Source organism: Pseudomonas sp. FSO-7 (assembly GCF_059579345.1).
Window position 1 is genome coordinate 2891405 of record NZ_CM184193.1, and the last position, 12321, is coordinate 2903725.

General features: G+C 61.7%; 9 protein-coding genes. 1 reads left to right on the top strand and 8 read right to left on the bottom strand.

Translation table 11 applies throughout. The features are described from left to right. Positions 1–142: 142 nt before the first annotated feature. Positions 143–967, bottom strand: a complete 825-nt coding sequence (locus tag AC515T_RS12695; RefSeq protein WP_496532760.1) for a helix-turn-helix transcriptional regulator — start codon at positions 965–967, stop codon at positions 143–145. A 137-nt stretch (positions 968–1104) separates the two neighbouring features. Between AC515T_RS12695 and AC515T_RS12700 the strand changes: the two genes are divergently transcribed. Further along, positions 1105–2067 carry a sensor domain-containing diguanylate cyclase gene (locus AC515T_RS12700; RefSeq protein WP_496532761.1) on the top strand — a complete coding sequence of 321 codons (963 nt, stop codon included), beginning with the start codon at positions 1105–1107 and terminating at the stop codon, positions 2065–2067. Between the two features lie 258 nt (positions 2068–2325). On the opposite strand, the gene fabI is transcribed toward AC515T_RS12700, so the two are convergent. The 7 genes from fabI to AC515T_RS12735 form a co-directional block, all read right to left on the bottom strand. Next, positions 2326–3120 (bottom strand): enoyl-ACP reductase FabI, encoded by a 795-nt coding sequence (gene fabI / locus AC515T_RS12705; RefSeq protein WP_003202751.1) that lies wholly within the window; start codon positions 3118–3120, stop codon positions 2326–2328. 20 nt (positions 3121–3140) lie between these two features. Beyond that, positions 3141–4751: an ABC transporter ATP-binding protein gene (locus tag AC515T_RS12710; RefSeq protein ID WP_496532762.1), complete on the bottom strand. Its 1611-nt coding sequence runs from the start codon at positions 4749–4751 to the stop codon at positions 3141–3143. A 1-nt stretch (position 4752) separates the two neighbouring features. Further along, the gene (locus tag AC515T_RS12715; protein ID WP_109756031.1) at positions 4753–5772 is read right to left on the bottom strand and encodes an ABC transporter permease; all 1020 of its coding nucleotides are present in this window, start codon (positions 5770–5772) and stop codon (positions 4753–4755) included. Between the two features lies 1 nt (position 5773). Continuing rightward, complete coding sequence (locus tag AC515T_RS12720) at positions 5774–6847, bottom strand: microcin C ABC transporter permease YejB (RefSeq protein WP_063320733.1); 1074 nt, start codon at positions 6845–6847, stop codon at positions 5774–5776. Positions 6848–6851: 4 nt separating this feature from the next. Further along, positions 6852–8705, bottom strand: a complete 1854-nt coding sequence (locus AC515T_RS12725) for an extracellular solute-binding protein (RefSeq protein ID WP_496532763.1) — start codon at positions 8703–8705, stop codon at positions 6852–6854. After that, positions 8702–10534 (bottom strand): extracellular solute-binding protein, encoded by a 1833-nt coding sequence (locus AC515T_RS12730; protein WP_496532764.1) that lies wholly within the window; start codon positions 10532–10534, stop codon positions 8702–8704. Before AC515T_RS12730 ends, AC515T_RS12725 begins: the two co-directional genes overlap by 4 nt. A gap of 278 nt (positions 10535–10812) precedes the next feature. After that, entirely contained in the window at positions 10813–12261 is a 1449-nt protein-coding gene (locus AC515T_RS12735; RefSeq protein ID WP_496532765.1) for a transglycosylase SLT domain-containing protein, read from the bottom strand. Between the last annotated feature and the right edge of the window lie 60 nt (positions 12262–12321).

A 12321-nucleotide genomic window follows, 5' to 3' on the forward strand; every position in this document is an offset into this window, starting at 1 on the left:
AGAGGCGGGAATGCTGTTGTGGCGAGGGAGCTTGCTCCCGCTCGACTGCGCAGCAGTCGCCCAGAATCGAGGGCTACTGCGTAGCCCAGCGGGAGCAAGCTCCCTCGCCACAGAGGGCCCCGAGCCCCCGATCCATGCGGTATCAGCCGCGATATTGGCCGGGCGTAGCCGCCAAGTGTTGCTTGAAGGCGCGCTGAAAATGCGCCTGGTCGGCAAACCCGCTGTCCAGCGCTACATCGGCAATCAGCTTGCCTTCGCGCAACTGGCGCCGGGCAAACTGGATCCGGCGGTTGACCAGGAAGGCGTGGGGCGTCATTCCGTAATGGCGCTTGAAGGCTCGGCTCAGGTAGGACGGCGACAGTTGTGCGGCGGCGCAGATGTCTTCGAGTTTCAAGGCTTCGCTGCAATGATCGTGGATAAACTGTGCCGCACGCATCAGGCCCGGATGACTGCCCCGGTCCGGACGACCGGCAGGGTTGAGCCGTTGTTGCAGGTCAATGAAAAACGCCTCGGCGGCGGTGTGCTTGCGGGCCGTGTCGAGGTGCTCGTCCACCAATTGCCCATACAACCTTCCCAGCGCGGCAAACAGCTCCACGTCGCGGCTGTGAGTGGTGGCGAAACCCTGGAACTCCAGGTTTTCGTCAAAGCCGATACGGCGCTGCAGATCCCTGAGCCACTGGGTGTCGACGTACAACATCACGTAGGACCACGGCTGATCGTCGATCGGGTTGCAGGCGTGGACGTCGCCGGGGTTCATCAGCACCACCGTGCCGCTTTCCACCTGGAAACTCGAGCGTTCGTGAATGTAGGTACTGCGCCCGGCGGTGATCGCGCCGATGGAGAAGTGGTCATGGGAGTGGCGCGAATAGCAGACCTTGCGCCCATCGTCGATGGCCCGGGCTTCGATGAAGGGCAGGGCCGCGTCGCGCCAGAAGCGGGGGGCGGCGTCAGGGTTGGCATGCTTCATCGGTCGGCGTCCTCGTCTTGAACCTGAGTGGCAGTGTATTAGCCCTGGCCGGCAAATGCCCATTGGATTTAGCCGTTCGGCTCCAAGGACCGTGGTCCTGGACTAGACTTCATGAAGTCCCTCTCATGGAGTTCCCGATGCTTGCGCCAGGTAAACCGGACAACGAAGCCGTTCGCCTCAAGAATCTGCACTCGCTCAAGCTGCTCGATACCGCACCCGAAGAGCGGTTCGACCGCCTGACCTGCCTTGCCCGGCGTCTGTTTGACGTGCCCATTGCCCTGGTGTCCCTGGTGGACGCCAACCGGCAGTGGTTCAAGTCCAGCGCCGGCCTGGACGCCAGCGAAACCCCGCGGGACGTTTCCTTTTGTGGGCATGCGATTTTGCAGGATCAGATCCTGGAGATCTGCGACGCGAAACAGGACGAGCGCTTCCACGACAACCCGCTGGTCACGGACAAGCCTGGCATTCGCTTCTACGCCGGGCATCCATTGGGGCTGGAGGACGGTAGCAAGCTTGGCACGTTGTGCCTGCTCGACACCAAGCCGCGCCAGCTCAATGACGAAGAGCGCGAACTGCTGCGCGACTTGGCGCGCATGGCCGAGCAGGAAATGGTCGCGGTGCAGATGGCGAGCATGGACGAGCTGACGCTGTTGTCCAATCGGCGCGGCTTCAGGACGTTGGCCCAGCATGCGTTGAATGTGTGTGATCGCTTGTCGCGACCGGCGACGCTGCTGTTCTTCGACCTCAACGACTTCAAGCCGATCAACGATCGTCATGGGCATGCCGAGGGTGACAGCGCGCTGAAAACCTTCGCCGACGTGCTGCGTATCGCCTTTCGCGAAAGTGATGTGATCGGTCGCCTGGGCGGTGATGAGTTCGTGGCGCTGCTCACCGGCTCTTCCCATGTCGAGACAACGACGATCATGGCGCGCCTCAAGGAAATCCTCGATGAGCGCAATGCGATGTTGCAGCGTGGCTATGACATTCGGTTCAGCGTCGGCCAGATCGAGTACGATGCCCAGCGCCATCGGTCAATCGACAACCTGCTGGCTGACGCCGATGCGGCGATGTATGTGCAGAAACAGGCGCTTCGCAGCTAGCACAGGCCAACCCGCCGATCCAATGTGGGAGCGAGCTTGCTCGCGATGACGGCGGCACATCAAACATCAATGCCAACCGACCCACCGCCATCGCGAGCAAGCTCGCTCCCACAGGGAATGCGGTTCACTCAAGGCCGTCGCCACAAGTCCATTGTTTTTCTTAAGTGAACCGCATTCGCGCCCACAAAGGGATTTGTGGGCATAAAAAAGCCGCTTGGCCTTTCCAGGGCAAGCGGCTTTTTTGCAACGGCGTGAAGATTACTCTTCGATGTTGCCCATGGCGGTGGTGTTGAAACCGCCGTCCACGTACATGATTTCACCGCTGATGCCCGAGGCCAGGTCCGAGCACAGGAAGGCGCCGGCATTGCCGACTTCTTCGATGGTGACATTGCGACGCAGCGGGGTTTGCGCTTCGTTGGCGGCCAGCATCTTGCGGAAGTTCTTGATGCCGGAAGCGGCGAGGGTGCGGATCGGGCCTGCCGAGACGCAGTTGACGCGGGTGCCGTCCGGGCCCAGGGAACCGGCCAGGTAACGTACGCCGGCTTCCAGGGACGCCTTGGCCATGCCCATGACGTTGTAGTTCGGCATGGTGCGCTCGGCGCCCAGGTACGACAGGGTCAGCAGGCTGCCGTTGCGGCCTTTCATCATTTCGCGACCGGCCTTGGCCAGGGCCACGAAGCTGTAGGCGCTGATGTCGTGGGCAATGCGGAAACCTTCACGGGTAGTGGCTTCGGTGAAGTCGCCATCCAGTTGGTCGCCCGGGGCGAAGCCCACGGAGTGCACGATGCAGTCCAGGCCGTCCCACTTCTTGCTCAGTTCTTCGAAAACCTTGGCGATTTCTTCATCGCTGGCCACGTCGCACGGGAAGCACAGCTCAGGGCTCGAGCCCCAGCCTTGTGCGAACTCTTCGACACGACCCTTGAGTTTGTCGTTCTGATAAGTGAAGGCAAGCTCAGCGCCCTCGCGATGCATGGCGGCGGCGATGCCGGATGCGATGGACAGCTTGCTGGCGACACCGACGATCAGTACGCGCTTACCGGCGAGAAAACCCATGTGTTGCTCCTCTTTTCAGGTTATTCGGCAGTTGTTGGGGCCAGGAAGGCGGCCTCCAGCAACTGCTGTGTATAGGGGTGTTGCGGCGCGGCGAATATGCTGCGGGCATCACCTTGTTCGACCACTTGGCCATGCTTGACCACCATCAGTTGGTGGCTCAGCGCTTTGACGACAGCCAGGTCATGGCTGATAAACAGGTACGTCAGGTTGTACTTGGTTTGCAACGACCGCAACAGCTCCACCACTTGGCGTTGCACGGTACGGTCCAGGGCCGACGTTGGTTCATCCAGCAGAATCAACGCCGGCTTGAGCACCAGGGCCCGGGCAATGGCGATACGCTGCCGTTGCCCTCCGGAAAATTCATGGGGGTAGCGGTTCCGGGTTTCCGGGTCCAGGCCTACCTCCTTCAATGCCGCGATTATCGCTTGTTCCTGTTCGGCCGCGGTGCCGATCTTGTGGATCCGCAGGCCTTCACCGACGATCTGGCTCACACACATCCGTGGGCTCAGGCTGCCGAACGGGTCCTGAAACACCACTTGCATCTCCCGGCGCAGCGGTCGGACCTGTTGCTGCGTCAGGCTGTCCAGCTGTTTGCCTTCGAAGCGGATCCCGCCCTGACTCCCGATCAACCGCAGGATCGCCAGCCCCAGGGTGGATTTGCCGGAACCACTTTCGCCGACGATGCCAAGGGTCTGGCCCTGGGGCAGGCTGAAGCGGATACCGTCTACGGCCTTGATGTAGTCTACCGTGCGTTTGAACAGGCCTTTCTTGATCGGGAACCAGACTTTCAGGTCTTCGACCTGCAACAGCGGCGGGCCGACGACATTGTTCGCCGGGGTGCCGCTGGGTTCGGCGCCCAGCAGCTCCCGAGTGTACGGATGCTGCGGCGCGCGGAACAACTCTTCGCACGATGCCTGTTCGACGATGCAACCGCGCTGCATGACACATACGCGATGCGCAATTCTTCGCACCAGGTTCAAATCGTGGCTGATCAGCAGCAACGACATGCCCAATCGCGCCTGCAATTCCTTGAGCAATTGGAGGATTTTCAACTGGACGGTGACGTCCAGGGCGGTGGTCGGCTCGTCGGCGATCAGCAGTTCCGGCTCGTTGGCCAGGGCCATGGCAATCATCACCCGCTGGCGCTGGCCGCCGGACAACTCGTGGGGCAGGGCCTTGAGACGCTTGTGGGGCTCGGGAATGCCGACCAGCTCCAGCAATTCAAGGGTCCGGCGGGTTGCGACCTTGCCGGTCAGGCCCTTGTGGATGCCGAGCACTTCATTGATCTGTTTTTCAATGCAGTGCAGCGGGTTGAGGGAGGTCATCGGCTCCTGGAAGATCATCGCGATCCGGTTGCCGCGGATATGGCGGATGGTTTTTTCCTTCAAGCCCAGCAAATCCTGGCCGGCGTACTGGATGGTCCCGGTGGGGTGATGGGCCAGCGGGTAGGGCAGCAAGCGCAGGATCGAGTGGGCGGTGACCGATTTGCCCGAGCCGCTTTCACCCACCAGGGCCAGGGTTTCGCCGCGCTTGATGTCGAAGCTGACGCCCTCGACCACGCGCTGGCGACGTTCGCCGACAATGAACTCCACCGCCAGGTCGCGCACTTCGATCAGATTGTCCTGGTTCATATCACTTCCTCGGATCGAAGGCATCGCGAGCGGACTCGCCGATGAACACCAACAGGCTCAACATCAGGGCCAGCACGGCGAACGCGCTGATGCCCAGCCACGGCGCCTGGAGGTTGGATTTGCCCTGGGCCACCAGCTCGCCCAGGGACGGCGCGCCCGGCGGCAGGCCAAAGCCGAGGAAATCCAGGGCGGTGAGGGTGCCGATGGCGCCAGTGAGGATGAACGGCATGAAGGTCATGGTCGAGACCATGGCGTTGGGCAGGATGTGACGGAACATGATCGCGCCGTTCTGCATGCCCAGCGCCCGCGCGGCGCGCACGTATTCCAGGTTGCGCCCGCGCAGGAACTCGGCGCGGACCACGTCCACCAGGCTCATCCAGGAAAACAGCAGCATGATGCCCAGCAGCCACCAGAAGTTGGGCTGCACGAAGCTGGCCAGGATGATCAGCAGGTACAGCACCGGCAGCCCTGACCAAATCTCCAGGAAGCGTTGGCCGGCCAGGTCCACCCAGCCGCCATAGAAGCCCTGCAGGGCGCCGGCGATCACGCCGATGATCGAGCTGAGCAGCGTCAGCGTCAGGGCGAACAGCACCGAGATGCGAAAGCCGTAGATGACCCGGGCGAGGACATCGCGGCCCTGGTCGTCGGTGCCCAGCCAATTGACGGAAGAGGGCGGTGCCGGGGCGGGGACCTTCAGGTCGTAGTTGATGCTCTGGTAGCTGAACGGAATCGGTGCCCATAGCACCCAGGCGTCCTTGGCCGCCAGCAGTTCACGGATGTACGGGCTCTTGTAGTTGGCTTCCAGGGGAAACTCGCCGCCGAACGTGGTTTCCGGGTAGCGCTTGAGGGCCGGGAAGTACCAGCCGTCGTCGTAATGCACCACCAGCGGCTTGTCGTTGGCGATCAGTTCGGCGCCCAGGCTCAGCCCGAACAGGATCAGGAACAGCCACAGCGACCACCAGCCACGCTTGTTGGCCTTGAACAGTTCGAAACGACGGCGATTGAGAGGGGACAGGTTCATCTCAATGCTCCCGGCTTTCGAAGTCGATGCGCGGATCGACAAAGGTGTAGGTCAAGTCGCCGATCAGTTTCACCACCAGCCCCAGCAAGGTGAAGATGAACAGGGTACCAAACACCACCGGGTAGTCGCGGTTGATGGCCGCCTCGAAACTCATCAGGCCCAGGCCGTCGAGGGAGAAGATCACTTCCACCAGCAGCGAGCCGGTGAAGAAGATCCCGATGAACGCTGATGGGAACCCGGCGATCACCAGCAGCATGGCGTTGCGGAAGACATGGCCGTAGAGCACCCGATGGCGGGTCAGGCCCTTGGCCTTGGCGGTGACCACGTATTGCTTGTTGATTTCGTCGAGGAAGCTGTTCTTGGTCAGCAGGGTCATGGTGGCGAAGTTGCCAATCACCAGGGCGGTCACGGGCAAGGCCAGGTGCCAGAAGTAATCGAGGATCTTGCCGCCCATGCTCAATTCGTCGAAGTTGTTGGAGGTCAGCCCACGCAACGGGAACCAGTCGAAATAACTGCCGCCGGCAAACACCACGATCAGCAGGATGGCGAACAGGAATGACGGGATCGCGTAGCCGACGATGATCGCCGAACTGGTCCACACATCGAAATGGCTGCCGTGTCGGGTGGCCTTGGCGATCCCCAGCGGGATCGACACCAGGTACATGATCAGCGTGCTCCACAGCCCGAGGGAGATGGACACCGGCATCTTTTCCTTGATCAGGTCGATCACCTTGGCATCGCGGAAGAAACTGTCGCCGAAGTCCAGGTGGGCGTAGTTCTTGATCATGATCCACAGGCGTTCGGGCGCCGACTTGTCGAAGCCGTACATGCGCTCGATTTCCTTGACCAGCGCCGGGTCCAGGCCCTGGGCGCCGCGGTAGGAGGAACCGGCCACCGACACTTCGGCGCCGCCGCCGGCAATGCGGCTGGTGGCGCCCTCGAAACCTTCGAGTTTGGCGATCATCTGTTCCACCGGCCCGCCGGGCGCGGCCTGGATGATGACGAAGTTGATCAACAGAATGCCGAACAGGGTCGGGATGATCAGCAGCAGTCGCCGAAAAATGTAAGCCAGCATTTCGTTACTCCACGCTCGCAGGGGCGGCGATTTGCTGCTCGATGACCTGCTTCTCTACTTCATCGGCCGGCTTGACCTCCGGCTTGACCCACCAGGTGGTGGTACCGATGTCATAGGTCGGCGTGATTTTCGGATGGCCGATGTGGTTCCAGTAGGCCACGCGCCAGGTCTTGATGTGCCAATTGGGAATCACGTAGTAGCCCCATTGCAGGACACGGTCCAATGCCCGGGCGTGAGCCACCAGGCTTTTGCGCGAATCGGCATTGATCAGTTGCTCCACCAGTTGGTCCACGGCCGGGTCCTTCAGGCCCATGGTGTTGCGGCTGCCGGGCTTGTCGGCGGCGGCCGACATCCAGAATTCGCGCTGTTCGTTACCCGGCGAGCTGGATTGCGGGAAGCTGCCCACCACCAGGTCGAAGTCCCGGGAGCGCACGCGGTTGATGTACTGGGACACGTCCACCCGGCGGATCACCAGGTCGATGCCCAGGTCGCTCAGGTTGCGCTTGAAGGGCAGCAATATCCGCTCGAACTCGGTCTGGGCCAGCAGGAACTCCAGCACCACCGGTTTGCCTTGGGCGTCGACCATCTTGTCGTCGACGATGCGCCAGCCGGCTTCTTGCAGCAGTTGATAGGCCTTGCGCTGCTGGTCGCGAATCATGCCGCTGCCGTCGCACATGGACGGCTGGAAGGATTCGCTGAAGACCTGCTCGGGAATCTTGCCACTCAGGGGCTCGAGAATCTTCAGTTCGTCTTCGCCCGGCAGGCCGGTGGCGGCCATTTCCGAATTCTCGAAATAGCTGCGGGTACGGGCGTAGGCGCCGTTGAACAGTTGCTTGTTGGTCCACTCGAAATCCAACAGCAGGCTCAAGGCCTTGCGCACCCGAACATCCTGAAAGACCGGCCGGCGCAGGTTGTAGACAAAACCCTGCATGCCGGTGGGGTTGCCGTTGGGGATCTGTTCCTTGATCAGCCGGCCTTCGGTCACGGCCGGGATGTTGTAGGCGTTGGCCCAGTTCTTGGCGGTCATTTCCAGCCAGTAATCGAACTGCCCGGCTTTCAACGCCTCGACCGCGACGGTGTTGTCGCGGTAGTAATCGGTGACCAGCACGTCGAAGTTGTAGAAACCGCGATTGACCGGCAAATCCTTGCCCCAGTAGTCCTTCACCCGCTCGTAGCGGATCGAGCGCCCCGCCTTCACCTCGGCGACCTTGTAGGGGCCGCTGCCCAGGGGGATCTCCAGGTTGCCCTTGTTGAAGTCGCGCTCGGCCCACCAGTGTTTCGGCAAGACCGGCAATTGTCCGAGGATCAACGGCAGCTCGCGATTGTTGTTGTGCTTGAACTTGAACAGGACTTTGAGCGGGTCTTCGGCGATGACGTCGGCGACGTCGTTGTAATAGCCGCGGAACATCGGTGCGCCGTCCTTGGTCAGGGTCTGGAAGCTGAAGACCACGTCTTCGGCGCGTACCGGATGGCCATCGTTGAAACGGGCTTCGGGGCGCAGGTAGAAGCGCACCCAGCCATTGTCCGGGGCTTTTTCGATTTTTTCGGCGATCAGGCCATATTCGGTGAAGGGCTCGTCCAGGCCCTGCTTGGCCAAGGTGTCGTAGATCAGGCCGATGTCATCGGCCGGCACACCTTTGCTGATGAACGGGTTGAGGCTGTCAAACCCCCCAAAGCCGCCCTGGCGGAAGATGCCGCCCTTGGGCGCGTCCGGGTTGACATAGTCGAAGTGCTTGAAATTGGCCGGGTATTTCGGCGGCTCGTTGTACAAGGTCACGGCATGCTGCGGCGCGGCGCAGGCCAGCCCGGCGAATAACAGGCTGCTGGCCTGCAGGAGCAGGGCACGTAGAGGCTTCATTGATCTTTCTCCGAAGATTTCAGCCACCAGGCGCTCAGGCCCAGGGTATAGGGCGGCGTGGTGACGAAGGCGAACCGGTTGCGGTACGCCAGGCGATGATAATTGAGATACCAGTTGGGAATGCAGTAATGCTGCCACAGCAATACGCGATCCAGGGCCTTGCCGGCGGCGACCTGTTCGTCGCGGGTCTGGGCGGCGAGCAGTTTTTCCAGCAGATGGTCGACCACCGGGTTGGCGATCCCGGCGTAGTTCTTGCTGCCCTTGATCCCAACCTGGCTGGAGTGGAAGTACTGCCATTGCTCGAGGCCCGGGCTGAGGGTCTGGCCCAGGGTCAGCAGGATCATGTCGAAGTCGAACTGGTCCAGGCGCTGCTTGTATTGGGCGCGGTCCACCGTGCGCAGCCGGGCCTGGACGCCAATGCTGGCGAGGTTTTCGACGTAGGGTTGCAGGATACGCTCCAGGTTCGGGTTCACCAGCAGGATTTCGAAGCTCAGGGGCTGGTGGTCGGCATTCAGCAGGCGTTGGCCGTTGAGGTTCCAGCCGGCTTCTTTCAAGAGTCCCAATGCCTTGCGCAGAGTTTCCCGGGGAATACCGCGCCCGTCGGTCTTGGGCAAGCTGAAGGGTTCGGTGAGCAGTTTGGGTGGCAATTGATCCCGGTACGGCTTGAGCAGCAGCCATTCGTGGCCCACCGGCAGGCCGGTGGCGGAGAATTCGCTGTTGGGGTAATAGCTGAGGGTGCGCTTGTAGGCACCGCTGAACAGGGTGCGGTTGGTCCACTCGAAATCGAACATCAGCCCCAGGGCTTCACGCACCTTGACCTCGGCGAACGTGGCGCGCCGGGTGTTCATGAACAGGCCCTGGGTCTGGGTCGGAATCTGGTGGGGTATCTGCGCCTTGATCACATCGCCCCGGTTGACCGCCGGGAATTGATAGCCGTTGGCCCAGTTCTTGGCCTGGTGTTCGATGTAGATGTCGAACTCGCCGGCCTTGAAGGCTTCGAAGGCGACTTCGCTGTCACGGTAGAACTCTACGTCCATGCGGTCGTAGTTGTACTTGCCGCGATTGACCGGCAGGTCCTTGCCCCAATAGTCCTTGACCCGGTCGAACACCAGTTGGCGGCCTGGCTGCACTTTGGTGATGCGATACGGCCCGCTGCCCAGGGGCGGCTCGAAGGTCGTCGCCTTGAAGTCGCGGTCTTTCCAGTAATGCTGGGGCAACACCGGCAGCTCACCCAGGCGCAGGATCAGCAAGGGGTTGCCCGCGCGCTTGAAGACAAAGCGGATTTTCAGCGGGCTGAGAATGTCGACCCGCAGCACTTCCTGCAGGTTGGTGCGGTATTGCGGATGGCCATCCTTGAGCAGCGTCCGGTAGGAGAACGCCACGTCATAGGCGGTGATGGGCACGCCATCGTGGAACCGCGCTTCGGGGCGCAGGTTGAAGACGACCCAACTGCGGTCTTCGCTGTATTCCACCGACTGGGCGATCAGGCCGTAGCTCGACGTTGGCTCATCACCGGACGGTGCGTACTGGCCGGTTCCGACCATCAGCGGTTCGTTCAGCTCATTGATGCCGTATTGCAGGAAGTTGGGCGTGGAAACCGGGCTGCTGCCCTTGAACGTGTAGGGATTGAGCGTATCGAAGGTGCCGAATGCCATGACCCGCAAGACTCCGCCCTTGGGCGCTTGCGGGTTGACCCAGTCGAAGTGGGTGAATCTGGCCGGGTACTTGAGCGTGCCGAACTGCGCATAGCCATGGCTTTCGCTGATGGTTGCGCTGGCGGGAGAGCTCAAGGCCAGGCTGATCAGGAGCAGGAGGAGGGGACGTATCAAGTCTGAGATCCGATCCAGGCGGCTTGGGCTTTTATGGCCTGTACAGTAACAGCTTGTATCGGCAGGAAAAAGGCGGGGGGCCAAAGCGTCTCAGATTACTCGAAACTGGAGCGAGAATGCTTTTGTGGCGAGGGAGCTTGCTCCCGCTGGGTTGCGAAGCAACCCTGAACCTGGCACCTCGGTGTGACAGGTGGATTGGTCGTTGCTTTTGGGGCCGCTTCGCAGCCCAGCGGGAGCAAGCTCCCTCGCCACAAAAAGCCCTTCAGCCATTGAGGGGCTTAGTGCGGGGAATAGACCGTCAGCATCTGCCCAGGCTTGAGTGCCTTGCCCATTCGCGGGTTCCAGCGCTTGAGGTGCTGCATTTCCACATTGAAGCGCTTGGCGACGACGTACAACGAATCGCCCTGCTTGACCTTGTACTGGGTCTGCTTCTGCTGGTTCTTGCTGTTGGCGGCCACCACGGTGCTGATGCGCTTGCCGGTGCTCTTCGTGGGCTTGGCGTCCTGCATCACCAGGGTCTGGCCGACCTTGAGCTTGTGGCCGCTGAGTTTGTTCCAGCGCTGCAGGTCCTTGGTCTGGACGTTGTTGGCCTTGGCGATCTGGGCCAGGTTGTCGCCGCGCTTGACGCGGTAGGTGCGCCTGGCACCTTCCACTTCGCTGTCGTCGACGTTTTCAAAGACCGGTTTGAGCGCGCGCTGGCTGATCAGCTCTTCCGGGCGCATGGTCGACAGGCTGGCGGTCAGTAACTGGGCCTTGGACGTCGGCACCAGCAGGTGCTGGGGGCCGTCGATGGTGGTGCGCTGCTTGAAGGCCGGATTGAGCTGGAACAGCTCGTCTTCGTCGATGTTGGCCACCGCCGCGACCTTGGACAGGTCCATGCGCTGGTTGATCTCAACGACCTGGAAGTAGGGTTCGTTGGCGATCGGATTGAGGTTCACGCCATAGGCGTCGGGCGCGAGCACCACCTGGGACAGGGCCAGCAACTTCGGCACATAGGCCTGGGTCTCGCTGGGCAGTGGCAGGTTCCAGTAGTCGGTGGGCAGGCCCAGCTTCTCGTTGCGCTCAATGGCGCGGCTGACCGTGCCTTCACCGGCGTTGTAGGCCGCCAGTGCCAGCAACCAGTCGCCGTTGAACATGTCATGCAGGCGCGTCAGGTAGTCCATGGCGGCCGTGGTGGATGCGGTGATATCGCGTCGCCCGTCATAGAACCGGGTCTGGCGCAGGTTGAAGTAACGCCCCGTGGACGGGATGAATTGCCACAACCCCACCGCATTGGCCCGGGAATAGGCCATGGGGTTGTAGGCACTCTCGATCACCGGCAGCAGCGCCAGCTCCAGCGGCATGTTGCGTTCTTCGAGGCGTTCGACGATGTAATGGATGTACAGGCTGCCGCGCTCACCGGCGTTTTCCAGGAAGGAAGGGTTGCTGGCGAACCACAGGCGCTGTTGCTCGATACGCGGGTTGACGCCGGCCGTTTCCTGCAGCTGAAAGCCCTGGCGCATGCGTTCCCAGATGTCCTGGGGCACTTGGGGGCTGGGTTTCTCGGTGAGCCATACCGGCTTCTGTTTGGCGCGAGCGGCGATATTCGGGGTGTGCGCCGCGTCGGTCTGCGGCAGCTGGCTCGTGCTCTGGCAGCCCGCCAGGGTGGCGGACACAGCCACCGCGATGGCTTGAGCCAAGCGGGTCAATGTGTCTGACTGGACGGACCTGCGTATAGATGACGACATTGGCTGGAAGTAAGTTCCGGGCAAAAATGTCGGCCGATTCTAGGAAGCGCACCCCAACAG

Bases quoted from the DNA above. Each gene is read 5' to 3' on its own strand.
- fabI (WP_003202751.1), bottom strand. From the start codon at position 3,120: ATGGGTTTTCTCGCCGGTAAGCGCGTACTGATCGTCGGTGTCGCCAGC.
- AC515T_RS12710 (WP_496532762.1), bottom strand. From the start codon at position 4,751: ATGAACCAGGACAATCTGATCGAAGTGCGCGACCTGGCGGTGGAGTTC.
- AC515T_RS12695 (WP_496532760.1), bottom strand. From the start codon at position 967: ATGAAGCATGCCAACCCTGACGCCGCCCCCCGCTTCTGGCGCGACGCG.
- AC515T_RS12735 (WP_496532765.1), bottom strand. From the start codon at position 12,261: ATGTCGTCATCTATACGCAGGTCCGTCCAGTCAGACACATTGACCCGC.
- AC515T_RS12715 (WP_109756031.1), bottom strand. From the start codon at position 5,772: ATGAACCTGTCCCCTCTCAATCGCCGTCGTTTCGAACTGTTCAAGGCC.
- AC515T_RS12725 (WP_496532763.1), bottom strand. From the start codon at position 8,705: ATGAAGCCTCTACGTGCCCTGCTCCTGCAGGCCAGCAGCCTGTTATTC.
- AC515T_RS12720 (WP_063320733.1), bottom strand. From the start codon at position 6,847: ATGCTGGCTTACATTTTTCGGCGACTGCTGCTGATCATCCCGACCCTG.
- AC515T_RS12700 (WP_496532761.1), top strand. From the start codon at position 1,105: ATGCTTGCGCCAGGTAAACCGGACAACGAAGCCGTTCGCCTCAAGAAT.